We start from the raw sequence: 25,138 nt of genomic DNA, 5'->3' as shown, positions 1-25,138 counted from the left end.
TTAAGGAATTCGCGGTCGCTCCTAACCGATCATTAACCATAACTGCAGAATATGCGCTCAACTTTCATAGACATAGTGTTGAGCGATTCTGATGAACTACCGTCTGTTGCTGGCTGGCCTTGCCGTGTCCCTGGCTCTCGGAGGATGCGCCACGAAGCCAGGCAATGAAGCGTCGCTGAAGAGCAGCTATGCCGCCGAGGAGCCGCGCCACAAGTCTCTGAAAGCCAACGATCCCATCGAGATGGAGCCAAAGAAATGGCTCGTTGCCGATCTCGAAACCCGCGATGACCTGGCCGGCATGAACGGTCCGCACAATCTCGCCGGCCGTACCCTGGAAGTGTCGTCGCTCAAGGATATCAGGCTCGCCGACAAGGAGGTCATTCTGACCTTCGACGATGGCCCGGCTCCCGGCAAGACGGAACGCATTCTCGCCACGCTTGACAAATTCGGCGTCAAGGCCGCCTTCATGATGGTTGGCGAAATGGCGCAGGCTCATCCAGCGACGGCACGCGAAGTGCTTGCACACGGCGATGCGATCGGCAGCCACACCTTCCGCCACCCCGATCTCGACAAGATGACCTTCGACGCGGCGATGACCGAGATCGCCCGCGGCAAGGATGCCGTCACCAAGGCGATCGGCTCGGATGTTCCTTTCTTCCGCTTCCCCTATCTCGCTGACTCCAAGCGCCTGCGCTCCGCCATCGCGGCCCGCGACATGATCGTCATGGACGTGGATATCGACAGCAAGGATTACTTCACCTCGACGCCCGCCTCGGTGGTCGATCGCACCATGAAGCAGCTCCATCAGCGCGGCCGCGGTATCGTCCTGATGCACGACATTCATCAGCGTACTGTCAGGATGCTGCCTGCTCTCCTGAGCAGGCTGGAGAACGAGGGCTACAAGGTCGTCACGCTCAAATACAAGCGCGAACGGGGTCCGGCGACCAATCTCGTCGCGCAGGCCAGCACCAAGATGGTCCGCTGAGCCGGGTCAATACCGAAAATCTATGCCCAATACGGCGCGGAAGCACGGTTGCTTCAGCGCCCGTATTTTGGTTTGTTGACGCCTCATCACCATCAGCAATAGAATCCGGAGCCGCCATGCACCTCCACCTCGAACGCGACGACGATCCGCAAACCTTGCAATTCGTCGCCAAAATGGATGCGGACTCCGAGCGGCTGCTGAAAACGCCGGAATTCGAGGCGGATTGCATCGCGATCAAGGACATGATCGAGCGCGAGGACCGGCTGATCACCACCACTCGGCGCGGCAACTGGCTGTTCGATTTTCATCGCAGCGCCGATCATCCGCTCGGTCGCTGGTATCGGCTGCCGGCCGATCGCACACCCCTGCCCGATGCGCCGTGGGAACCGATCTTCGATCTCGATGCTTTCTGTGCACAGGAAGACAGGAAATGGCTCTGGCGCGGCGCCATCACCTGCCCGTGGGAGCCAACGCGGGTGCTGCTTTGCCTTTCCGATGGCGGCTCCGATCCCATTCGCATGCTCGAATTCGATTGCGAGACTAAGAGCATCGTCGAAGGCGGCTTCGACACGCCGGCCGTGCGCAGTCACGCGACCTGGCTCAGCCACGACGAAATCGCCTATTTCGGCTCCATCGACCGCGAATCCTCGACGCGTTCCGGCTGGCCGCGCGTCGGCCGCCGCCTGAAACGCGGCCAGTCGCCGGTGGATGCGCCCGTGCTCTATGCCGCCGATGACAGCGACATCTATGGCTCCTGTTCGATCTTCAATCCGCAGCTCGCCGGTCTTGCGACGGGAGAGGCGGCCAAGCCGATCCGGATCTTCAGCGCAGGTCACGAAATCGGCAGCGCCAGCCATTTCATCGAGGATGGGGACGGTTCGCTGCGACGGATCGACCTGCCGAAGGATGCCGAGTTCGGGTTCAACCACTCCCATCTGATCTGGCTTGCCAAGACCGATGAACGGCTTCCGGCAGGCAGCCTGACCCTGCAGCCCCTACCGCGGGAGCCCGGCAAGAGCGATGCTGAAGAAAGACGCATCCTGTTTTCGCCCAATGAGCGGCAATCGGTTTCGCAATTCCTGCTGCTGCGCGAATGGTGCGTCTTCATCGTCTCGGACAATATGCAACCGCATCTCTTCGTTCTCGATCTGACCAGAACCGATGCCGAAATCCGCGAAATCGCGCTGCCGGCGGATGTTCAGACGGTGTCGGTCGCACCGCTCTATTCCGATCTGCATCTCGGCGACGATACGCTGCAGGTCTATGGCGCGGGCTTTCTGCAGCCGCCCTCCTCCTACCGGCTGGATCTTGGCGATCGCCAGAACCCGCTTGAACTCAAGCACATTGCCAGCTCCCCAACCTATTTCGACAGCGAAGGCATGACTTCCGTTCTGCTGGAAGCCACTTCCGAAGACGGCACGAAAGTTCCCTATCATATCGTCCTGCCGAGAAGCTGGACCAAGGGTGAACTGCCGGTGCTGATGTATGGCTATGGCGGCTTCGACGTCTCGCTTGGCCCCTATTATTCCGGCGTCATTGGCCGCTGGCTGGTGCAAGGCAACGCCTATGTCATGGCCTATATTCGCGGCGGCGGCGAATTCGGACCGAACTGGCACCGTGCCGCCAAAGGGCACGGACGCCACAAGGCATTCGCGGACTTTGCCGCCGTCGCCCGCGATCTCGTCGCCCGCGGCTATACCAAGCCGTCGCGCATTGCCGGCAATGGCGGCAGCAATGGTGGGCTTTTGACTGGCGTCATGACGACACGCTACCCAAAGGATTTCGGTGCCATCTGGTGCCAGGTGCCTGTCCTGGATATGACCCGCTTCCATGTCTTCCCGGCCGGAAAAGCCTGGATCGACGAATATGGCGATCCCGACAATCCGGCGGACCGCGATTACCTGCTGAGCTATTCCCCACTGCACAATGTCAAGCCTACCTCCGAGATCACTTATCCGTCGATCTACATCGAAAGCTCGAGCAATGACGACCGGGTTCACCCCTCTCATGCCCGGCGTTTTGCGGCGCAATTGGAAGCGCTCGGCCATCACCCGCTGTTCCACGAATTCGGCTCGGGCGGCCATGGCGGCGACGGCGCTTCGACGGAACGCGCGACACGTACCGCGCTGGGCTACAGCTTCCTGCGGGAAACGATCGTGAAAGGCAAAAACCTCTAGGCCGCCCCTCTTCCGGGTTCGAGCAAAAATCAATGGTTGCACGAGCTTCCGATACGCTTGAAACGCGTCGAGGGGCGTGATTAGCTGCAGCCGTGATCACGAAGAGCGGGCGAGCCCGCCCGCTCGTATCCGGGGGGAGTAATAGATGGATCGTCGTTCATTTCTGCGCAAGGCCGGCGTCGCCGGTGCGGGTTCGGTGGCAGCTGCCGCAACGCTTGCTGCTCCGGCCATTGCCCAGAGCAATCCGAAGATCAATTGGCGTCTGACATCGTCGTTTCCGAAATCGCTCGATACGATCTATGGCGGCGGCGAAGTGCTGTCGAAATATGTGTCGGAGGCCACAGACGGTAATTTCAACATCCAGGTGTTTGCGGCCGGCGAAATCGTGCCTGGTCTGCAGGCGGCCGACGCGACCTCGGCCGGAACCGTCGAGGCCTGCCATTCGGTCGCCTATTATTATTGGGGCAAGGATCCGGTCTGGGCCTTGGGAGCTGCCGTTCCTTTCGCGCTCAACGCCCGCGGCATGAATGCCTGGCAATATCACGGCGGCGGCATCGACATGTTCAACGAATTCCTGGCGACGCAGGGGCTGATCGGCTTCCCGGCCGGTAATACCGGTGTGCAGATGGGCGGCTGGTTCCGCAAGGAAATCAACACGCTTGCCGATCTCAAGGGCCTGAAGATGCGCATCGGCGGCTTTGCCGGCAAGGTGGTCGAACGCCTCGGTGTCGTGCCGCAGCAGATCGCCGGCGGCGACATCTATCCGGCGCTCGAAAAAGGCACGATCGATGCGGCCGAATGGGTCGGCCCCTATGACGACGAGAAGCTCGGCTTCTACAAGGTTGCGCCCTATTACTATTATCCCGGCTGGTGGGAAGGCGGCCCGACGGTGCACGTCATGTTCAACAAGGCGGCTTATGAGGGCCTGCCGAAGGCCTATCAATCGCTTCTGCGCACGGCCGCGCAGGCGACCGATGCCAACATGCTGCAGAAATACGATCACCTGAACCCGGCTGCCATCAAGCGGGTCGTTGCCGAAGGGGCGAAGCTCAGACCCTTCAGCACCGAGATCATGAATGCCTGCTTCGACAAGGCCAACGAGGTTTATGCCGAGATGGAAGCCAACAACCCGACCTTCAAGAAGATCTGGGAATCGATCAAGGGCTTCCGCGGCCAGCACTATCTCTATACCCAGGTCGCCGAATACAGCTACGACGTCTACATGATGACGCTGCAGCGCTCTGGGAAGATTTGATCGAATAGCCGATCTCAAAAGAGGAAACCCCGGAGCGATGTTCCGGGGTTTTTCGTTGTGTTAGATCGACAAGCAGGCCGATGCGCGCCGTGTGCATCAATTGAACGACGGAGGCTGGCTGAGATCGTTGGCCGGGGGCTTCGGCTGATCGCCGGCGCCCCGATCCGCCGGCTTGCCGTCAAGCGGATTGCCGCCTGGAAGCTGCAGCCCCGGCAGACCGAGGCCGCCGCCATTGTCCTGGCCGGGTGCGCCGAAGCCGGGGACCTCGATCTTGATCGTGTTGGGATCGACACCCGTTCCCGCTCCCTTGTAGTGCATGACCATCTGCGGGAACATGATCGTCAATGCCACCATCAGGATCTGGATGCCGACGAAGGGCACGGATCCCCAGTAGATCTGGCCGGTCGTGACGGGCGCGATCTGCTTGCCCGTCACCCTGTCGAGATAGGGCACGCGGGCAGCGACCGAGCGGAGATAGAACAGCGCGAAACCGAAGGGCGGGTGCATGAAGCTCGTCTGCATGTTGACGCCGAGCAGAACACCGAACCAGATGAGATCGATGCCGAGTTTGTCGGCCGCAGGTGCCAGCAGCGGCACGATGATGAAGGCAAGCTCGAAGAAGTCGAGGAAGAAGGCCAGCACAAAGACGAGGAGGTTGACGGCGATCAGGAAGCCTACCTCGCCGCCGGGCAGCGACACCAGCAGATGCTCGACCCAGACATGGCCGTTGACACCATAGAAGGTCAGCGAAAAGACGCGCGAGCCGATCAGGATGAACAGTACGAAGGCCGAAAGCCGCGTGGTCGAGGTCAGTGCCGAACGCATAACCTCCATGTTCAGCCGCCCCTTGGCAGCCGCCATTATGAGCGCGCCCACCGCTCCCATCGCGCCGCCTTCCGTCGGCGTCGCGATGCCGAGAAAGATCGTGCCGAGAACGAGGAAGATCAGCGCCAATGGCGGGATGAGGACGATGATGACCTGCTGGGCCAACCGGGACATCACGTTGAGCTTCAGCCCCTTGTCCAGGACTGCAATGGCATAGATGAAGGCAACGCCGACGGTGGCACCGATAATATCCGCATCCCCGCCATAGGTCGAGGTCAGATAGATGTGGGCGGCATAGGCCACGCCGGCACACACCAGCAATGCGATCAGCAAGGATGTGACGCCCGAGCCGAGCGAGCGGGCCTCCTTCGGCAATGCCGGCATAGAGTTCGGCTTCACGATCGACATGATCAATACATAGAGCATGTAGAGACCGGTCAGCACGAGGCCGGGAATGAGGGCGCCGGCATACATGTCACCAACGGAACGACCGAGCTGGTCGGCAAGCACGATCAGGACGAGCGATGGCGGAATGATCTGTGCCAGCGTGCCGGAAGCGGCGATGACGCCGGAGGCGACCCGCCGATCATAGCCATAGCGCAGCATGATCGGCAGCGAGATCAGCCCCATGGCGATGACCGAAGCCGCGACGACGCCGGTGGTGGCCGCCAGCAGCGCTCCGACGAAAATCACCGCATAGGCAAGACCGCCGCGAATAGGGCCGAAGAGCTGGCCGATCGTATCGAGCAGGTCTTCGGCCATGCCGGATCGCTCCAGCACGATGCCCATGAAGGTGAAAAACGGGATCGCCAGCAGCGTGTCGTTCGACATGACGCCCCAGAAGCGATCGGGAAGAGCATTGAGGAGCGGCCATGAGAGGTTGATGGTACCGCCCGAATAGGGCGCGAGCTCCACGCCGATCCAGAAGAACAGCAGGCCGTTGGCGGCGAGCGCAAAGGCGACGGGATAACCCAGAAGCAGGAAAATGATCAGCGAGGCGAACATGATCGGCGCCATGTTCACGGCGATGAATTCGATCATCAGCGCGCCTCCCCGGCCGGGGTTTCGATATCGAGCGGCGCATGCGTCGGTACATAGGGCGTCGGATCATCCGTATCGCCGCGCATGACGGCGATCTTCTTGATGATCTCGGAGATCCCCTGCAGCGCCAGCAGGAAAAACCCAACCAGCAGCAGCGCCTTGCCCGGCCAGATGATCAGGCCGCCGGCGCTGGAAGACACCTCTCCGGACAGGAAAGATGTGCGGACATAAGGCACCAGATCATAGACCATCAGGAGCACGAAGGGCATGAGGAACAGACAATGACCGAGCAGATCGATCCAGTGCTGCACCCGGCGCGGCAGCGAGCCGTAGACGATGTCGATGCGGATATGCTCGTTCTGCCGGAGCGTGTATGCGGCGGCGAGCATGAAAGCTGCGCCGAACAGATACCATTGCGCTTCCAGCCACGCATTGGACGAGGTGTTGAAGACCTTACGGACGACCGCGTTTCCGGCGCTCACCAAGACGGCGACCAAAATAAGCCATGAGACTGATTTTCCAATGATCTCAGTCACATAGTCGACGATTCGGCTGAAGCCGAGCAATGTTTTCATGATTTCCCCCCGCAGCGATTCTTCCCGGATCTTTTGGCCGCGCAGTGGAAGAGTGCCGATTTCAAGCTGTGAATCAAGAGCCCGCACCCGTTTTCCAAGCATGATGACGCCTGGGCACGATGGTCCAAGATTGGACCTGACTCCTGCATTTGCGATTTGCCGCCCTTGCCCACATGCGGCATTCTGATAAAGATCGCATCAATAATCATACTAATCGAGAGACACCCATGTCCCCCATCAACCTCGCTATCGTCGGTGTCGGCAAGATCGTCCGCGACCAGCATCTTCCGTCCATCGCGAACAATGCGGATTTCAAACTGATCGCCACGGCAAGCCGCCACGGCACCGTTGAAGGTATCCCCGCCTTCACGACCATCGAAGCCATGCTCGATGCCGTACCTGACATCGATGCAGTTTCTCTCTGCATGCCGCCGCAATATCGTTATGAAGCCGCATACAAGGCGCTTTCGGCCGGCAAGCATGTTTTCATGGAAAAGCCGCCGGGTGCGACGCTGAGTGAAGTCGCCGACCTCGAAAACCTCGCCAAGGCCAAGGGCGTGTCGCTCTTTGCAAGCTGGCACTCGCGCTATGCGCCGGCCGTGGAGGCTGCAAAGAGCTTCCTCGCCAGCACCAATATCCGTAGCGCTCACGTAATCTGGAAGGAAGACGTGCGCCACTGGCATCCGAACCAGGAATGGATCTGGCAGGCCGGCGGACTCGGCGTCTTCGATCCGGGCATCAATGCGCTGTCGATCGTCACCCATATCCTGCCGCCGCTTTTCCTGACCGGCGCGACACTCGAATTCCCGGAAAATCGCGATTCGCCGATCGCCGCCGACCTGCATTTCAAGAGCGGGACCGGCCTTCCGGTCCACGCCGAATTCGACTGGCGCCAGACCGGCAAGCAGAGCTGGGATATCGTCGCCGAGACGGATGCAGGCCAGATGGTTCTCGCCGAAGGCGGCTCCAAGCTTTCCGTCAACGGCGAGCTGACATTCTCCGCGCCCGAAGCCGAATATCCATCGCTCTATCGCCGTTTTGCCGAGATCGTCAAAGCCGGTACATCCGACGTCGATCTTTCGCCGCTGCGCCACGTCGCCGATGCCTTCATGCTGGGCAAGCGCAAATTTGTTGAAGCATTTTACGATTGATGAGGCTTTCCCGGTGAAGACAATGCCGCCCGCGGCGTGCTAGCGTGGCGCATCGTCTTCACTGGAGAGATGCCTATGGCATCGGAGCATGAACAATCTTTTGGCCTCGGCGTCGGCAACAAATCCGTCAAGCTCGCCGACCCGAACCAGAGCTGGCATGAAGCCTATTTGCTGGAGGAAGCTGCCATTCGCAAGGCTCTCGGAGACCTTGCCGTCGATGTCCAGCATTTCGGCAGCACCTCGATCCCAACGATAAAGGCCAAGCCGATCATCGATATTGCCGTCGGCGTGCGGCGTTTCGAAGATGGGCTTGCCTGTGTCGAGCCGATGGCGTCTATCGGCTACGTCTATGCCGGCAGCAATATCGTGCCGGACGACCATATTTTCGGTCGTGACATTCAAGGGGATACCCGCACGCACCTCGTGCATGTGGTCGAATATGGCGGCCCTACCTGGCGCAACTTCCTGATCTTTCGCGACCGATTGCGCAGGGAGCCGGATTTGGCGCATGCCTATGAGGCACTGAAAGTCGAGCTTGCGGCAAAATATGCCAATGATCGCGCGTCCTATACGGCGGCGAAGAAGGATTTCATCCAGAAGATCCTGTCGGAAGGCGCGTAAAGCACCTTCCCGCCAATCGGAAGAAAGATCAGGCCTTCTTCTCCCAGCGGCCATCCTGCGTCTGCTGCCAATAGGTTAGGCTATGCCCCTCGCCTTTCAGGCGCTTCCATTGGGCACGCGCGCTTTCCAACTGTTCCTGATCGTAGCCGTCGAACATCAGCACGACGCGCTGATAGGCTCCGACATCCGTTGCCTCGGCGCCGTCGATGAAGAAACGCACCGAAGCATTATTTATGTTCTCAGAGGAAATGGTCAGCAGCACCGGCTGCTTGTCTGCCATGTCGCCTTCATCCGTGCCATGCGGCAGAAAGCTGTCCTCGCGATAGGTCCATAGATGGCTATCGAGGAGATCGCGCCGGGCTGGCTCGCGCATCTGCACGGCGACCTGCCAGCCACGTTCGACACTCTTGTCGATCAGCGGCGGCAGGGCGTCTTCAAGCTTCGATTCCGTCAGATGATAGAAGAGAACGTCGGTCATGGCGCCCCTTCTATCTTACAAAATCCGGCTGGTCACGATTCGTAATTGGCACGGACCAGTTCATCGAGCAGGCGCACGCCGAAGCCGGAACCCCAGGACTGATTGATCTCGTCCTGAACCGAGCCCATCGCCGTGCCGGCAATATCGAGATGCGCCCAGGGCGTGTCGCCGACGAAGCGCTTCAGGAACTGGGCGGCTGTGGTCGAGCCGGCATGGCGTCCGCCGGTATTCTTCATATCGGCGAACTTGCTGTCGATCATCTTGTCGTAGTCCTTGCCAAGCGGCATGCGCCAGAGACGCTCGTCGGTCGCAAGACCCGCCGCCGTCAGTTCGCCCGCCAGCTTGTCGTCATTGCTGAAGAGGCCGGCCTGCAGATTGCCGAGCGCCACGAGGATCGCGCCGGTCAAGGTCGCCAGATCGATCATGAACTGCGGCTTGAAGCGGTCGTTCGTGTACCAGAGTGCATCGCAGAGAACGAGCCGGCCTTCGGCGTCGGTATTGATGATCTCGATCGTTTGGCCGGACATGGAGGTGACGATATCGCCCGGACGCTGCGCATTGCCGTCGGGCATGTTTTCCACAAGACCGATGACGCCGATGGCGTTGACCTTGGCTTCGCGTGCGGCAAGCGTATGCATGAGGCCGGTAACGGCCGCAGCCCCTCCCATGTCGCCCTTCATCTCCTCCATGCCAGCAGCCGGCTTGATGGAAATGCCGCCGGTGTCGAAGACGACGCCCTTGCCGATGAAGGCGATCGGCTTGTCCTTCGCCTTGCCGCCCTTCCATTGCATGATCACGAGCCGCGGCGGCCGGGCCGAACCCTGCGCGACCCCAAGCAGAGCCGCCATGCCGAGCCGGCGCATTTCACGTTCCGTCAGGATCTCGATCTCGACGCCAAGCTTTTCCAATTCCTTGGCCTTGGCCGCAAATTCCACGGGACCGAGGACATTCGGCGGCTCGTTCACGAGATCGCGCGCGAGAATCACGCCACCGGCCACGGCTTCGGAGGTCGCGTAGAGCTTCTTGGCGGCTGCCGCTTCCTGGGTGACGATCGTGACCTTCATCACCTTGCGGGAAGCGTTCTTCTCGTCATCATCGCCCTTCTTGGTCTTGTAGGTATCGAAACTGTAGGCGCGCAAAAGCATGCCCAGGGCAAAATCGGCCGCTTCCTTAGCGCCGACTTCGATGTTGGATGCATCGAGGAAGATCGCGACCTTCTCCGTGTTGCGGATTTTTGCAGCTGCGGTGCCGCCGAGCTTCAGCCAGTCGTGCGCTGTCAGGTCCTTGGCCTTGCCGGCACCGATGACGATGATCCGATCGACAGGCGAGGCCTCGGGGGCGATAATATCCAGACTGCTCAACGCTTTGCTCTTGAAGCCGGATACCGGCGCCGCCTTGGCGAAAACGTTCGCGGGATCCGCGCTTTCGGCGCCAGCCGGCAGCTCACTGTCCGTGTCTTTCAGGAGAATGGCCAGACCGCCGCTGAGACGAGCCGACTTGGCGAAGGAAATCTCGAATTTCACAGACATTTCTGCTCCGATAAATATACGTCGTAGTGAGAGAATTTTGCGCAACCATCATTCAAGGTCTCCCTAAGGAATACAAGCTTTCGACGCGGTATTCTCTTCATAAGAGATGTCCGGCCTCTTCAAATCCCTGTCATTCAGCGGGATTAGGCTGGCGCGATGGTGTCTAACCGCCTCGGCGGTTCAATTCTCGCCGGGAAGCCGCCTTGATCATAGATTTCAACAGCATCAACCGCGAAGATCGTTTTCCGGAGGTTCTGCGACCGCGCACGGCAGGCGATGCCTTCATTGCCCTCTTCTGTCTCTGGTGGGCTTTGCTGGGTCTGTTTTCCCTTTTTCCACAGATCGATCTCAGCATCGCGAACATGTTCTTCCAACGGCAGCAATGCTTTGGAAGCACAAGGCCTGACCAGATCTGTGGCATTTTTCCTTTTAGCAGCGATCAGCACATGCGCCTGCTGAGGGAAATCTTCTTTCAACTGCCCTATGTCGTCGCCTTCATGCTGCTCTGGATGCTGCTCAGATGCTGGCGGGATCACGGCGCGACCTTCAATGCGCCCAGAGCCCGAAATCTCAAGGTCGCGCTCGGCTCCCTGCTCGTCGGTCCGGTGCTGATCGTCAATCTGTGGCTGAAAGCGTTCTCGGGCCGCCCGCGGCCCCGGCAGACCGATCTCTTCGGCGGCACGCTCGATTTCGTGCATGCCGGGTCCTTCGCCGGCAAATGTGTCAGCAACTGTTCGTTTATCTCCGGTGAGGCCGCGGCGGCCGGCTGGTTATTTTGCCTCATCCTCATCATCCCGCAGCCGTTCCGATCGGCCGCGGCTCTGCCGATCGCGGCGGTTTCACTGCTGATCCCTGCGCTGAGAGTGGCTTTTGGCGCGCATTATCTCTCCGATGTCGTCCTCGGCTGGCTTTCTTCGCCTGTCATATTCGCCGCTCTGCTGGCTTTATCCCAAACGACACACGACAAAAAAATCTCGGAAAATTAACGAATTTTTTTCGAGTTGGTTGTCGCCAAAAAAACGCAAACAGCGTAGAGGAGGGTGAATCTCTGTCGGCTTGCACGGCAGCTGTTGCGTTTAAGGGCCGGCATGAAGTTATTCGAGACATATATCGTACGGCGTGTCGGTATGATGTTCCTGGTGGCACTGCTGCCAGTGCTCGCTATTATCTGGACCACCCAGGTTCTGCAGCGCATCAACCTCGTGACCGATAGTGGTCAGTCCATGGGCTCCTTCGCAAAGCTCGCGACGCTCATTCTGCCGACGATTATCCCGATCGTTCTGCCTTTCGCATTGGTCATCGGCATCACGCAAACCTTGACCGCGATGAACAGCGATTCCGAGCTGACCGTCATGGAAGCTGCCGGCGCGAAGCGCAGCATCATCATCCGCCCGATCATGATTCTCGCCATTGCGATTAGCGTGTTCTCCTTTTTCGTCGACAATGTCGTCGAGCCGAGAGCCCGCGTCGCTGCCCGTCAGATGGTGGCCGAGGCCTATGCGGACCTTTTGTCCACAGTGATCGAAGAGAAGAACTTCCGGCGCATCGAGGACGGGCTCTATGTCCAGATTTCGCAGCGTCTGTCGGGACGCATCCTCAAGGGATTGTTTGTGGTCGATTCGCGCGATCCCGCCTTCGATCTCATCTATTATGCGAAGGAAGGGGCGGTCGACCCAAGCGGTACGTCGCTGCTCATGAAGGACGGTGAAGTTCACCGCAAAACACCCGACGGCACCGTCTCGGTCATCAAGTTCGATTCCTACTCTTTCGACCTCTCGGACATGACGCAAAGTCGCGGCCAGCCAAATGCGCGAGCCAGCGATCGCAGCCTCGGTTTCCTACTCAATCCGGACACGAACGATCCGGACTATAAGCAAAGGCCTGGCGATTATCGGGCCGAGTTGCATCGGCGGCTCAACGACTGGGCACTGCCGGCAATCTTCGCGTTGATATCTCTGGTGATTGCGGGCGATGCGCGGTCACATCGCGAGGCGCGGCTGCATCCGATGGTGTCGGCGCTGGGCATAGCGTTCGCGCTACGCTGGGCCGACTTCTACGCCGCCAACCAGATTGACCATTCGACCAAATTCATTGGCGTTCTCTACGGCATCAATATCATCGCAGCACTTATCGCGATTGTCCTCTTGCTGCGAAGCCGGAAGATGGCGATGCCCGTCTCGATCCGCAACCGCCTCAACAACTGGAGACAAAAAATCCAGGACCGCATGCCGACCGCACCGGGCAGCTCGAACGGGGGCGGTGCATGATTTTCGGCACGCTCTGGCGCTACTTCTTCACGCGTTACATCGTAACGACGTTCTGGTTCTTCCTTGGCGTCGTCTCGATCGTCTATCTCGTCGACTTCAGCGAGACCGCCGGGCGTCTTGCCGGACTGCCCGGATACACCGTGTCCGTCGGTTTGCTGATGACGGCGGTCAGGCTGCCGTTCATACTGCAGCAGACAGTACCGTTCATCGCGCTCTTCGTGGGCATGACGGTGCTGATCGCCCTCAACCGCCGCCGCGAACTGGTTATCGCGCGCGCGGCTGGCATCTCCGTATGGCAATTCATGACGCCCTTCGTGATGGGCGCTTTCTGCGTCGGTCTCATGACCATGCTCGCGCTTAATCCGATTGCGGCATGGGGTCAGCGACATGCTGAAACAATCGAAGCCGACCTGCGCGGAGACCCGTCCTATCGCAATACGCTTTCTGTTCCGTGGCTGCGCCAATCCAGCGGAAAAGACGACACGATCATCGGTGCCAAGGCCATTCTGAACAATGGAACGACGTTGACCGGTGTCGTGTTTATCCACTTTGATTCACAGGGGAATATCGTCCTGCGGCAGGATGCCGACTCGGCTAAGTTGCAAGATGGTTACTGGCTTCTTAACAATGTCGTCGAGCGGCGGCCTGGTGAAATTCCCGACCACAAGAGTTCGGTACAGGTTCGTACGAATCTGAAACAGGATTTCGTTTCGCAACGCTTGGCTCAACCGGAAACCATTGCTTTTTATGATCTTTCTAATCGAATAAGGGTCGCACGCTCCTTCGGCATATCGACCAACGCACTTGAGACACAGTTTTATTCGCTTCTGTCACAGCCATTCCTTCTGGTGGCAATGACGCTGATTGCGGCAACCGTGTCCCTAAAATTCAGTAGATTCAATCAATCGCGCTCTGTGATTCTGGGTGGAATCCTCTCCGGCTTCGTGCTTTATGTTGTCACCGTGCTTGTAAAGGCATTCGGGAGCAGCGGAGTGGTTCCTCCCTATGTAGCGACATGGATACCCGTGATCGTCGCATTGGCATTCGGAGCAACGATCCTGCTTCATCAGGAGGACGGCTAAGTGGCGGCAGGCAACCGCAAGAGTATCAGAAAGTTTGTGGCTGCCCTGGTTACGGGCACGGCCGCATGTGCATATATTTTGAGCCCGGTCGTCGCTTACGCCCAGGTCAACAATAATAATGCCAGCAATAACAATGGCGGTGCCGGCACTGCGACCTCCCCTATCAAGGTGAAGGTGCCGGACGGTGCAAAGCTAGTCCTTTCGTCCAACGAACTGGTCTATAACAAGGATACGCAGATCGTCACCGCAAGCGGTGCGGTCCAGATCAACTATGGCGGCTACAGGATGGTCGCTCAGCGGGTCGAATATAATCAGAAGTCCGGACGAATGACGGCGCTCGGCAATGTCGAGCTGATCACTCCGGACGGCAATCGCATGTACGGTGACAAAATGGACGTCACCGACAGCTTCTCCGACGGGTTCGTGAACGCCCTTCGCATTGAAATGCCTGACAACACCCGAATGGTCGCCGAAAAGGGCGAGCGTGTCGGCGGCAATCAGCTGATTCTTACAAAGGGCGTTTACACCGCCTGCATGGCCTGCTCTGAACAGGGACGTGCGCCGCTGTGGCAGGTCAAAGCACAACGCGTCGTCCAGAATGGCGTGACCCATACCATTCGTCTCGAGCACGCTCGCTTCGAATTGTTCGGCCTGCCGATCGCCTATATTCCGTGGGTCACGGTTCCCGACAATACGGTTAAGCGCAAGTCCGGCTTCCTGTTTCCGTCGGTCACCGTTGCTGAGCGTCTCGGCGTCGGTGTAACGGTTCCTTATTATTACGTCATCTCACCGAGCATGGATGCGACGGTCACCGCAACTGGCTACACCAATCAGGGCCTGTTGCTCCAAGGTGAGTTCCGCCAGCGCTTCGAGAACGGCACACACACCCTGCGTGTTGCCGGCATCAGCCAGATGAATCCGGGCGCCTTCACGGCTGGTACGACCGACGCCGAGCACAAAACGCGAGGCATGATCAGCTCCAAGGCGGATTTCAGGATCAATCCTCGCTGGACTTTCGGCTGGGATGTCATGGCGCAGAGCGATAATAACTTCTCGCGCACCTATGGTCTGGATGGTCTCAACCAGAGCACCCATACGAACCAGGCCTATCTGACAGGTATCGGAAAGCGCAATTTCTTCGATATGCGCGCCTTCTACTATAACGTGCAGGACACAGACGATAACGCCACGGCGCAGAAGCAACAGGCATACGTCTATCCGAGCGTCGACTACCACTATGTCGACCCGAAGTCGGTTTATGGAGGCGAGCTGTCGGCAACGATGAATTTCACGCATCTGTCGCGTGATAAGACATCCTTCCTTGACGCCACGAGCTCTCTTGGTGACTCCAGCCTGAATGACCGCTACCTGGGTCTTTCCGGCGATTATACGCGTCTGAGCACCGAGCTACAGTGGCAGCGTACCTTCACCACGGATCAGGGCCTGGTTTTGACGCCGCTGGCAGCACTTCGCGGCGACGTCTACGGCCTGGACATGAACGGGCCGGCGGCCAACACCTACTCCGGCAATTATGACAATAGCGACTATGCCGCGCGTGGCATGGCGACCCTGGGTTTCGAAGCCAAATATCCGTTCCTCATCACGACAAGCAACAGCACACATATCTTCGAGCCGATCGCGCAGATTTATGTGCGGCCGGACGAGCAGCTTGCTGGTCGGTTGCCGAACGAAGATGCACAGAGCTTCGTTTTCGACGCCACCAATCTCTTCGATCGTGACAAGTTCTCGGGCTTCGATCGCATCGAGGGTGGTACACGCGCGAATGTCGGGTGGCGTTATACGGCCAGCTTCGACAGCGGTTACAAGCTTCAGCATATCTTCGGACAGTCCTATCAGCTCGCGGGCCGCAACTCGTTTGCGACCGACGATCTGGCTGGCGTCGGTTCGGATTCGGGGCTTGAAACGACCCGTTCCGACTACGTCACCATGTTCGGCCTGACGACACCGCAAGGTATCTCGCTCGCGACATCCTATCGCTTCGACCAGAAGGATTTCGCTTTCAAGCGCGGCGATACATCTGTCGGCTTCTCGAACGATGTGTTCCAGACATCCTTGATCTACACGCATATTGCGGCCCAGCCGCAATATGGTTTCACCAGCAATCAGGATGAAATCCAGTCGCGCGCGCAGATCAAGTTCAAGGAATACTGGTCCGTCTTCGGCACAGTCAGCTATGATCTCAACAGCAATGAGATCACCCGCCAGGGCGTGGGTCTTTCCTACGAGGACGAATGCACGATCTTTACCGTGTCCTTCCTCGACAAGAAGGATTCGACGGCCAGCTCGGCAAGCAATTGGTCGATCGGCGCTCGCCTGACCTTCCGTACGCTTGGCGATGTCAACCTTGGCAGCGTCCAGGACGCGACATTCTGATATGAATCGAAACTGCAAAAGAGCCGGCTTCACCGCCGGCTCTTTTGCATGGATGCGGCTTGCTGTTTCCGACGTCATTGTTTCGCCGCAAGGATTTTGCAATTCATCGCGCTTGATGTAGACATGTGGCGCAAAGTTGCCGTATTGCGCGACAGGCGCACCAAAACGGCGCAATGCTGGCAGGAAATACCTTTGGGAAGGGGTAATTGATGTTTTCTGGAAATGCACCGATGCGCGCTCTGGTGTTTGGAGCGGCGGCCTTGGTTATGGCGAGCTTCGCCGTGCCGAGCAGCGATGTTGCTTTCGCAGCAAGCGAAGTGAAAGTTCTCGTCAATAGCCAGGTGATCACATCCGGTGACATCGCCAAACGCGTCGCCTTTCTCAAATTGCAGCGTCAGAAGGGCGATCTGAACAAGCTCGCCAAGGAGCAGCTCGTCGACGAAACGTTGAAGCGCGCGGAGATTTCCCGCCTGCGCATGTCTGTTTCAACGACGGACGTCGATGCCGCTTTCGGCCGCTTCGCCTCCAGCAACAAGATGACACCGGCGCAGCTCAGCCAGATTCTGGAAAAGGCCGGCGTCGGCGTTGATCATTTCAAGTCCTATATTGCCGTTTCCATGAGCTGGCCCCGGGTTGTCAATGCACGTTTCGGCGCACGAAGCCGGATGTCGAACGACGATCTCGTGACGCGCATGACGGAAAACAAGACAAAGCCCGTTACGACCGAGTATTTCCTGAAGCAGATCATTTTCGTCGTACCGGCAGCAAAGCGCAACGCGATCCTGAATGCGCGCAAGGCAGAAGCCGAGGCGTCACGGTCGAAGTTCCCTGGCTGCGATCAGGCGAAGGTCTTTGCCGCTACGATGCGCGATGTCTCCGTCCAGGATCTCGGCCGTGTGCTCGCACCGGAAGTCCCGGAAATGTGGAAGCCGATGCTGGAGAAGGCTTCCAGCAATACAACCGCTCCCATCGTGACCGATCGTGGCGTCGAATATGTGGCCATTTGTTCGCAACGCCAGGTGAACGATGACGTCGCCGCTGCCGCCGTGTTCCGCGCCGAGGATATCGGCAAAGATAAGGCCGCAGGCGTCAGCGCCAACGATAAGAAGTACATGGATGAACTGCGCTCCAAGGCGCAGATCGTCTATCGCTGATTTGACGATGCCGCCGCGCTCCTCCCTCCCCCTTGCGCTCACGCAGGGGGATCCGGCTGGCATAGGCCCCGACATTACGCTCGCCGCCTGGCTGCGCCGTGGCGAGTTGAATTTGCCGCCCTTTCTGTTCCTCGGCGATGCTGCCGTGCTTGCGGCGCGTGCCTCGCAGCTCGGCTTGACCGTACCCCTGAAGGTGGCCGACCCGGCGACTGCCTGCGACATCTTTCGGGATGCGCTGCCGGTCCTGCCGATCGAGGCCGGGATGGATGTCATCGCCGGCGAACCGCATGTCGCCACCGCCAAGGGTACGATCGCCGCCATAGAGATGGCTGTTTCTCTCAGTATGAGCGGCCAGACATCCGCCGTCGTCACCAATCCGATCGCCAAATCCGTGCTCTATGATGCCGGTTTCGGCTTTCCCGGCCATACGGAATTCCTGGCGGATCTTGCAACGCGCGCCACTGGAAAGCCGGTCATGCCGGTCATGATGCTTGCCGGGCCGAAGCTTCGCGCGATCCCAGTCACCATCCATATTCCGTTGAAGGAAGTGCCGGAAGCGCTGACCTCCGACCTGATCGCCGAGACATGCCGGATCACCGATCACGACCTCCACGTCCGTTTCGGCATCTCCAAGCCGCGCCTTGCCGTGGCAGGCCTCAATCCGCATGCTGGAGAGAATGGCGCGCTCGGCAAGGAAGACGACGAAATCGTGCGGCCTGCAATCGACAAGCTCCGCTCCGAGGGCATCGATGCATTCGGCCCCCTGCCCGCCGACACCATGTTCCATGACGACGCCCGTCGACGTTACGACGTCGCCATCTGCATGTATCACGATCAGGCCTTAATCCCAGCCAAGGCGCTCGGCTTTGACGATTCCGTCAATGTCACGCTCGGCTTACCCTTTGTCCGCACGTCTCCGGATCACGGCACGGCCTTCGGCATCGCCGGCAAGGGCATTGCCAAGGAAGACAGCCTGGTTGCCGCCCTGAAGCTGGCGAGCGAGATCAGCAGCAAGACCGGAAACAATCCCTGATGGCCGCTCTCGATGGCTTGCCGCCCCTTCGCGATGTAATCCAGCGCCATGGCCTCGATGCGCGCAAGGCGCTTGGCCAGAACTTCCTTCTCGATCTCAATTTGACTCAGAAGGTCGCGCGCACAGCGGGATCACTCGAGGGTGTTACCGTTTTCGAGGTCGGGCCCGGACCGGGCGGTCTTACGCGCGCCATCCTGGCGCTCGGGGCGGCCAAGGTTATCGCCGTCGAACGCGATGCGCGCTGCCTGCCGGCGCTGGCCGAAATCGCCGATCACTATCCGGGCCGGCTCGAGGTGATCGAAGGCGACGCGCTGAAGACGGATTTCGCCGCCCTTGCCCCGCAAGGGCCAGTCAAAATCATCGCCAATCTGCCGTATAATGTCGGAACGCAGCTTTTGGTGAACTGGCTGCTGCCGGCGCAATGGCCGCCTTTCTGGCAATCCCTGACGCTGATGTTCCAGAAGGAGGTCGGTCAGCGGATCGTGGCGCAGGAGGATGATGACCATTACGGCCGGCTTGGCGTGCTCTGCGGCTGGCGGACATTGGCTCATATGGCGTTCGACATATCTCCGCAGGCCTTCACGCCCCCGCCGAAGGTGACCTCGACGGTTGTGCATCTGACACCAAGGGAAAACCCCATTCCCTGCTCAGTCGACAAGCTCGAGAAGGTGACACAGGCCGCGTTCGGCCAGCGCCGCAAGATGCTGCGCCAGAGCCTGAAGCCAATTGGTGGCGAAGCCCTGCTTCTAAAGGCCGATATCGACCCACAGCGCCGCGCAGAAACGCTTTCGGTAGAAGAATTCTGCCGGCTGGCAAACTGTCTGTAACCGGCTTTACAGCTTCGGCGTCTCTTCCAGCAGATCGCGAACGAAATCGAACATGCCATGCCGGCGGTCGCGGCGCAGGCGCTCGGCCTTGACGATCGACTGAACGGCGTCGAAAGCAACGTTCAGATCGTCATTGACGATGACATAGTCGTATTCGCGCCAGTGAGCGATCTCGGCCCGGGAATTGGCGAGACGCATGGCGATGACCTCTTCGGAATCCTCAGCACGGCGATGCAGGCGCGACTGCAGCTCCGTCATGGTCGGTGGCAGCACGAAGATGGAGACGACATCGGCCGGCATCTTCTCCTGCAACTGTTGCGCACCCTGCCAGTCGATATCGAAAAGCATGTCGCGGCCCTCTGCCATGGCAGTCTCCACGGGCTCGCGCGGTGTGCCATAGAAATTGCCATGCACCTCGGCCCATTCCAGCAGGGAGTCTGAATCGCGAAGGCGCTCGAACTCGCGCTGTGAGACGAAATGGTAGTGCACGCCCTCGATTTCGCTCGGCCTGCGCTGCCGCGTCGTGACGCTGACGGAGAGGCTCACCTGCTTGTCCTTATCGAGCAGTGTGCGCGCGATCGTCGACTTGCCGGCACCTGACGGCGAGGAGATGGCTAGCATCAGCCCTCGGCGGGCGATTGGAATGGATGTGGATGTCGCCGGCTTCATGGCCTACTCCAAATTCTGGACCTGTTCGCGGAACTGGTCGATAACCACCTTCAGCTCGATGCCGGCGGCAGTAACCGCCGCTGCATTCGACTTCGAACAGATGGTATTCGATTCCCGGTTAAATTCCTGTGCAAGAAAATCGAGCTTTCGTCCGACAGGGCCGCCCTTGGAGATGAGATCGCGCGCCGCCGCCACATGCGCTTTGAGACGATCGATTTCCTCGCGCAGATCGGCCTTGGTGGCGAGAAGGGCCGCTTCCGCATGCAGTCTGTCGCGGTCGAGGCCGGACGAGCCATCGAGAAGCATCGACACCTGCGTGGCTAGCCTTGCAGCAATTTGCTGCGGCGAACGAGTGGGATCACGCTCGACCGTCGTCGTCAGTGCCTCGATCGTTGCCACATGGCCGAGCAGCACCTTGCCGAGTGCATCGCCTTCTTGCCGGCGCATGTCGCTGAGATCACCGAGCGCGGCCTCAAGGCCGATCATGATATCGGCATCTCGGGCAGCGACCGTATCTTCATTTTCTTCGGCTTCCTTGAATTCCACCAAGCCGCGCACGGCCATCAGGCTTTCCAGTCGCAACGGCGCGGGATCGACGATGCCGGCCAGCTGATCGCGCAGCGCCAGGACCGCCGCCAGCGCATCCTGATTCACGACGACCTCGACGCGGCTCTCTTCGATGGAAAGGGAAAGGTTGACCTGCAGGTTGCCGCGCGTGAGCCGATCCGCAATCGACTTGCGGACATCAGCCTCAAGGCGCTCCAGGCCTGGCGGCAGACGCAGACGGACATCCAATCCCTTGCCGTTCACGGAGCGCAGCTCCCATGCCCAACGGCCACGACCGCTCGTTCCCTCACGCCGGGCAAAACCGGTCATGGACTGCAATGCCATGCAAGCCTCCGATAATTCTATCCCCATCCAACGAAAGTCTTCGCATTATGGGTCAATGTAAAGTGAATCCGCGCCGCGCTTCCTATGCAAGCCGCGGCGCAGTGAGGATCAGTTGGTTTTCTTCTTCTGCTGTGCGCCTGAGCCGGGAGCGACGGCAGCATCGTCGGGCTGACCGTCCACGGCAATGGCGCTGGGATCTTCACCCTTTTCGGCAACCAGCTTGCGCCAGCGCCTGACATTGGCGTTGTGCTCGTCAAGCGTTGCGGCGAAGACGTGTCCGCCCGTGCCGTCAGCGACGAAATAAAGGTCCTGCGTCTTCCACGGATTGGCGACAGCCTCCAGAGCGTCCCTCCCAGGATTTGCGATCGGTGTCGGCGGCAAACCCTTGATGAGGTAAGTATTATAAGGCGTGTCCTTCTTCAGGTCAGACTGATAGATCGGACGATCGGCCGGCTTCCCTTCGCCGCCGAAGAGGCCGTAAATGACGGTAGGGTCAGATTGCAGACGCATACCCTTGCCGAGGCGGTTCAGGAAGACGGATGCGACGTGCGCACGCTCATCGGCAAGACCGGTTTCCTTTTCCACAATGGAGGCCAGCGTGACGAAATCCTGCTTATTCGCCAACTGCACGCTTGAGTCGCGCTTTTCCCAGATCTGCTCGACCAGCTTCGTCTGCGCGGCCTCCATCTGCTGAATGATTTCCGTGCGTTTGGTGCCACGCGTGAACTTATAGGTGTCAGGCCTCAGGCTGCCCTCCGGCGGCAGCGCCGACGGCAGATCGCCTTCCAGCACGGTATCGGCCTGCAGCTTATTGAACATCTGCCGAATCGTCAGGCCCTCAGGTAGGGTAACGGAATAGAGGATCGACTTGCCGGACTTCAGCAGTTCCATGATATCCTTCATGGAAGCACCAGCCTTGATCTCATATTCGCCGGCCCGAAGAGTTTCGCCGTCATGGAGATAGGTGGCCGTCAGCCAGCGGAAAATGCGCTGATCGCTGATGATGTTATTGGATTCAAGGCGATTGGCGATCTCGCCGAGACCGGCACCATTCCGAACGATGAAATTCGTATTGGTCGTCAGCGGACCGGGGCCTTGATAGATCGAAAACGCGTAATAGGCGCCGCCGATCGCAACGACGGCAACAAAAACTGCCAGCGTCATCAGGAAGTTCAGAAAGATGACCATCTGGCTGCGGGCTTTGCGCGAACGCTTCGGCGGGTCCGGAACACGCTCCGGACGCAAGGCTTCATTGGCCGACTTCGGGATGATCGGCCCTTTCTGCCCGTTCGGAGTTCCATTGCTCTGGTTCGTATCGCTCACCGGCAATCCCTTCCCTTTTGTGATTGCCTGCTCTTTGGCCAAGCAATGCGGCAAAAAACAGGTTCAGAAGATAAGGCGGAACCGAGGCTCCGACTTCGACCGATCAGGCGTTCCCGCACCGCATTCCCGAAAAAGACGAAGGCGCAGCAACAATGAAGAATGCGGGCGAGGTTGCCGAAAGACATCCCCGCTGTCACCGTTATGCGTTGTTATTAAGCCTCATAGCGACGCAGAACAAGCGATGCATTCGTGCCGCCGAAGCCGAAGGAGTTCGATAGCGCGACGTTGATTTCGCGCTTGCGGGCCTTGTGCGGAACGAGATCGATGGCGGTTTCGCGTTCCGGATTGTCCAGATTGAGCGTCGGCGGGGCGATATTGTCGCGGATGGCGAGCGTGGCGAAGATCGCTTCGATCGCACCAGCGGCGCCGAGCAGATGGCCAGTGGCCGACTTGGTGGACGACATGGAGATCTTCGACGCGGCATTGCCGACCAGCCGCTCGACTGCGGCAAGCTCGATCGTATCCGCCATGGTGGAGGTACCGTGTGCATTGATGTAGTCGACATCATCAGGCGTCAGACCTGCGCGCTTCAAAGCCGATGTCATACAGCGGAATGCGCCTTCGCCATCCTCGGACGGAGCAGTGATGTGGTGCGCATCGCCCGAGAGGCCGTAGCCTACCACTTCGGCATAGATCTTGGCGCCACGTGCCTTGGCGTGTTCGAGCTCTTCAAGCACGACGATCCCGGCGCCCTCGCCCATGACGAAGCCGTCACGGTCGCGATCATAGGGGCGCGAGGCCTTCTGCGGCGTATCGTTGAAGTCCGTCGACAGCGCCTTGCAGGCGGCAAAGCCGGCAAGCGAAATGCGGCAGACCGGAGCTTCGGCACCGCCGGCAACCATGACATCGGCATCGCCGAGCATGATGAGGCGGGCGGCATCGCCGATCGCGTGCGCACCGGTCGAACATGCCGTGACGACGGCATGGTTCGGGCCGCGGAGCTTATGGCGGATCGAGACCTGCCCCGAAACGAGATTGATGAGACGCCCTGGGATGAAGAAGGGCGAGATGCGGCGCGGACCCTTGTCGCGCAGCGTATAGCCGGCTTCGACAATGCCTTCGAGGCCACCGATGCCCGAGCCGATCATCACGCCCGTTGCAATCTGATCCTCGTCCGTTTCCGGATGCCAGCCGGCATCGGCCAGCGCCATATCGGCGGCCGCCATGCCATAGATGATGAAGGGATCGACCTTGCGCTGCTCTTTCGGCTCCATCCAATCGTCAGCATTGAACGTGCCGTCGGTGCCGTCGCCTACGGGAATTCGGCAGGCAATCTTTGCCGCAAGATCCTCGACCTCGAATTCAGTTACGAGGCGGGCGCCATTGTGCCCAGCGAGCAACCGCGTCCAAGACACCTCAGTGCCACAGCCCAAAGGTGATACCATGCCGGTACCCGTGATAACGACACGTCTCATCGCCCGCAGACCCCCGTCTTTTTATGATGATATGCGTATAAATAGGTTTCGGCCGGCATCGCCGGACGAAATAGGGCGGACTCTTCAGCCCGCCCTGTCAAAAAGCGCGAATGATTAGGCCTGGGCCTTCTCAATGAACTTTACCGCGTCGCCGACCGTCAGGATCGAGTCGGCAGCGTCGTCCGGAATTTCAACGCCGAATTCTTCTTCGAAGGCCATGACCAGTTCGACGGTGTCGAGCGAGTCCGCACCCAGATCGTCGATAAAGCTTGCGCTTTCAACAACCTTGTCGGCGTCAACGCCAAGATGATCAACAACAATTTTCTTTACGCGTTCTGCGATATCGCTCATGTCGGTTTCCTCGACCTTATATCCTGATGAGAATGCCTTGTGACATCCCTACCCTAATTCAAACCTGCAGCATCTGTTCCGACGCCGCTGGCAAACCCGTTCAACCCGGCATTGAGATCCGGTCCAGCGCCTTGAATACGGCCCAGTCCGCCTGAATTTTCCGGACGACTGTTCACAGTCATGGCCCGCTTAACACGGTTTAAGTCTGTCGCAAAGCCAGAAAATAGCCGGCTCCGGGTTGCTCAACATGCTATTGGCGGGAAAGTACCCTCCAACAGCAATTCCTTTAGATCATTGCCATGCCGCCATTGACGTGGATCGTCTGACCCGTGACGTAGCTGGCTTCCGAAGATGCAAGATAGGCGACGGCGGAAGCGACTTCCGCGCCAGTGCCCATGCGCTTCATGGGAATGGCACCCATGATGGCTTCTTTCTGCTTGTCGTTCAGCTTGCCCGTCATCGCGCTTTCGATGAAACCCGGGGCAACGCAGTTGACCGTAACGTTGCGCGTCGCGATTTCCTGGGCTAGCGACTTGGTGAAGCCGATCATGCCGGCCTTGGAGGCGCAATAGTTCGCCTGGCCCGGATTGCCGGTCACGCCGACGACCGAAGTGATGTTGATGATGCGGCCATAGCGGCGGCGCATCATCGGATGGGTGAGCTCCCGCGTCAGGCGGAAGACGGCTGTCAGATTGACTTCCAGCACGGCGTCCCAGTCCTCGTCACTCATGCGAACGAACAGGCCGTCCTTGGTGATGCCGGCATTGTTCACGAGAATATCGACGCCGCCGAGCTCTTCCTCAGCCTTGGCGCCGAGCGCCTTGACCTCGTCGCGGTCCGACAGGTTGGCCGGGAAAATCTTGACGCGATCGCCGAGTTCGGAGGCCAGCGTCTCGAGCTTTTCGACGCGCGTGCCGTGCAGGCCGACGATTGCGCCCTGCTTGTGCAGGAGCCGGGCAATTTCTTCGCCGATGCCACCGGATGCACCGGTTACCAGGGCCTTGCGGCCGGTCAAATCAAGCATGTGTGTCCCTC

General features: G+C 59.3%; 22 protein-coding genes. 12 read left to right on the top strand and 10 right to left on the bottom strand.

All coding sequences use genetic code 11. From position 1 onward, the window contains the following. Positions 1 to 91 precede the first annotated feature (91 nt). From FHX05_RS13285 to FHX05_RS13275, 3 genes are all read left to right on the top strand, one after another. Positions 92 to 985, top strand: coding sequence for a polysaccharide deacetylase family protein (locus tag FHX05_RS13285; protein ID WP_183872154.1), 894 nt, complete (start codon positions 92 to 94; stop codon positions 983 to 985). Between the two features lie 116 nt (positions 986 to 1,101). Further along, positions 1,102 to 3,162 (top strand): prolyl oligopeptidase family serine peptidase, encoded by a 2,061-nt coding sequence (locus FHX05_RS13280; RefSeq protein ID WP_183872152.1) that lies wholly within the window; start codon positions 1,102 to 1,104, stop codon positions 3,160 to 3,162. A gap of 145 nt (positions 3,163 to 3,307) precedes the next feature. Beyond that, entirely contained in the window at positions 3,308 to 4,417 is a 1,110-nt protein-coding gene (locus tag FHX05_RS13275) for a TRAP transporter substrate-binding protein (RefSeq protein ID WP_183872150.1), read from the top strand. Between the two features lie 96 nt (positions 4,418 to 4,513). On the opposite strand, the gene FHX05_RS13270 is transcribed toward FHX05_RS13275, so the two are convergent. Further along, positions 4,514 to 6,283: a TRAP transporter large permease subunit gene (locus tag FHX05_RS13270; protein ID WP_183872147.1), complete on the bottom strand. Its 1,770-nt coding sequence runs from the start codon at positions 6,281 to 6,283 to the stop codon at positions 4,514 to 4,516. Further along, on the bottom strand, positions 6,283 to 6,858 hold the full coding sequence (locus FHX05_RS13265; protein ID WP_183872145.1) for a TRAP transporter small permease subunit: 576 nt from the start codon (positions 6,856 to 6,858) through the stop codon (positions 6,283 to 6,285). Before FHX05_RS13265 ends, FHX05_RS13270 begins: the two co-directional genes overlap by 1 nt. 227 nt (positions 6,859 to 7,085) lie before the next feature. On the opposite strand from FHX05_RS13265, the gene FHX05_RS13260 reads away from it, so the two are divergent. Both FHX05_RS13260 and FHX05_RS13255 read left to right on the top strand, forming a co-directional pair. Next, a complete protein-coding gene (locus FHX05_RS13260; RefSeq protein WP_112410667.1) occupies positions 7,086 to 8,009 on the top strand; it encodes a Gfo/Idh/MocA family oxidoreductase in 924 nt (307 codons plus the stop codon). 75 nt (positions 8,010 to 8,084) lie between these two features. Then, the gene (locus FHX05_RS13255; RefSeq protein WP_112607297.1) at positions 8,085 to 8,630 is read left to right on the top strand and encodes a GrpB family protein; all 546 of its coding nucleotides are present in this window, start codon (positions 8,085 to 8,087) and stop codon (positions 8,628 to 8,630) included. Positions 8,631 to 8,658: 28 nt separating this feature from the next. Here the strand turns inward: FHX05_RS13255 and FHX05_RS13250 are convergent, their stop codons facing one another. Together FHX05_RS13250 and FHX05_RS13245 are read right to left on the bottom strand one after the other, a co-directional pair. Continuing rightward, positions 8,659 to 9,108: a DNA polymerase III subunit chi gene (locus FHX05_RS13250; RefSeq protein WP_183872144.1), complete on the bottom strand. Its 450-nt coding sequence runs from the start codon at positions 9,106 to 9,108 to the stop codon at positions 8,659 to 8,661. Positions 9,109 to 9,140: 32 nt separating this feature from the next. Continuing rightward, positions 9,141 to 10,637, bottom strand: a complete 1,497-nt coding sequence (locus FHX05_RS13245; protein WP_183872143.1) for a leucyl aminopeptidase — start codon at positions 10,635 to 10,637, stop codon at positions 9,141 to 9,143. Positions 10,638 to 10,840: 203 nt separating this feature from the next. On the opposite strand from FHX05_RS13245, the gene FHX05_RS13240 reads away from it, so the two are divergent. The 7 genes from FHX05_RS13240 to rsmA all read left to right on the top strand — a co-directional run bounded on the left by FHX05_RS13240 (position 10,841) and on the right by rsmA (position 19,394). Then, the gene (locus FHX05_RS13240; protein WP_183872142.1) at positions 10,841 to 11,623 is read left to right on the top strand and encodes a phosphatase PAP2 family protein; all 783 of its coding nucleotides are present in this window, start codon (positions 10,841 to 10,843) and stop codon (positions 11,621 to 11,623) included. 102 nt (positions 11,624 to 11,725) lie between these two features. Further along, on the top strand, positions 11,726 to 12,904 hold the full coding sequence (locus FHX05_RS13235; protein WP_112410671.1) for an LptF/LptG family permease: 1,179 nt from the start codon (positions 11,726 to 11,728) through the stop codon (positions 12,902 to 12,904). Next, complete coding sequence (gene lptG, locus FHX05_RS13230) at positions 12,901 to 13,986, top strand: LPS export ABC transporter permease LptG (RefSeq protein WP_112607303.1); 1,086 nt, start codon at positions 12,901 to 12,903, stop codon at positions 13,984 to 13,986. The genes FHX05_RS13235 and lptG overlap by 4 nt, the downstream gene beginning before the upstream one ends. Continuing rightward, positions 13,987 to 16,380, top strand: a complete 2,394-nt coding sequence (locus tag FHX05_RS13225; RefSeq protein WP_183872141.1) for an LPS-assembly protein LptD — start codon at positions 13,987 to 13,989, stop codon at positions 16,378 to 16,380. 266 nt (positions 16,381 to 16,646) lie between these two features. Further along, complete coding sequence (locus FHX05_RS13220) at positions 16,647 to 17,534, top strand: peptidylprolyl isomerase (protein WP_246698944.1); 888 nt, start codon at positions 16,647 to 16,649, stop codon at positions 17,532 to 17,534. A 7-nt stretch (positions 17,535 to 17,541) separates the two neighbouring features. Continuing rightward, entirely contained in the window at positions 17,542 to 18,567 is a 1,026-nt protein-coding gene (gene pdxA / locus FHX05_RS13215) for a 4-hydroxythreonine-4-phosphate dehydrogenase PdxA (RefSeq protein WP_183872139.1), read from the top strand. After that, a complete protein-coding gene (gene rsmA, locus FHX05_RS13210) occupies positions 18,567 to 19,394 on the top strand; it encodes a 16S rRNA (adenine(1518)-N(6)/adenine(1519)-N(6))-dimethyltransferase RsmA (RefSeq protein WP_183710486.1) in 828 nt (275 codons plus the stop codon). The genes pdxA and rsmA overlap by 1 nt, the downstream gene beginning before the upstream one ends. A 6-nt stretch (positions 19,395 to 19,400) precedes the next feature. On the opposite strand, the gene gmk is transcribed toward rsmA, so the two are convergent. From gmk to fabG, 6 genes are all read right to left on the bottom strand, one after another. Continuing rightward, on the bottom strand, positions 19,401 to 20,063 hold the full coding sequence (gene gmk, locus FHX05_RS13205; protein ID WP_015339363.1) for a guanylate kinase: 663 nt from the start codon (positions 20,061 to 20,063) through the stop codon (positions 19,401 to 19,403). Positions 20,064 to 20,066: 3 nt separating this feature from the next. Beyond that, entirely contained in the window at positions 20,067 to 20,954 is an 888-nt protein-coding gene (locus FHX05_RS13200) for a YicC/YloC family endoribonuclease (protein WP_183872138.1), read from the bottom strand. 108 nt (positions 20,955 to 21,062) lie between these two features. Further along, entirely contained in the window at positions 21,063 to 22,277 is a 1,215-nt protein-coding gene (gene mltG, locus FHX05_RS13195; RefSeq protein WP_112410674.1) for an endolytic transglycosylase MltG, read from the bottom strand. A 212-nt stretch (positions 22,278 to 22,489) separates the two neighbouring features. Then, the gene (gene fabF / locus FHX05_RS13190; RefSeq protein ID WP_183872136.1) at positions 22,490 to 23,752 is read right to left on the bottom strand and encodes a beta-ketoacyl-ACP synthase II; all 1,263 of its coding nucleotides are present in this window, start codon (positions 23,750 to 23,752) and stop codon (positions 22,490 to 22,492) included. 114 nt (positions 23,753 to 23,866) lie between these two features. Beyond that, the gene (locus FHX05_RS13185; RefSeq protein ID WP_004122114.1) at positions 23,867 to 24,103 is read right to left on the bottom strand and encodes an acyl carrier protein; all 237 of its coding nucleotides are present in this window, start codon (positions 24,101 to 24,103) and stop codon (positions 23,867 to 23,869) included. Positions 24,104 to 24,389: 286 nt separating this feature from the next. Next, the gene (gene fabG / locus FHX05_RS13180) at positions 24,390 to 25,127 is read right to left on the bottom strand and encodes a 3-oxoacyl-[acyl-carrier-protein] reductase (RefSeq protein WP_015339359.1); all 738 of its coding nucleotides are present in this window, start codon (positions 25,125 to 25,127) and stop codon (positions 24,390 to 24,392) included. Between the last annotated feature and the right edge of the window lie 11 nt (positions 25,128 to 25,138).

The organism is Rhizobium sp. BK491, from assembly GCF_014194925.1.
Taxonomy (GTDB): Bacteria; Pseudomonadota; Alphaproteobacteria; order Rhizobiales; family Rhizobiaceae; genus Rhizobium.
Note: the sequence above shows the minus strand (reverse complement) of the source record. Positions and strands in the feature narration are given on the sequence as shown.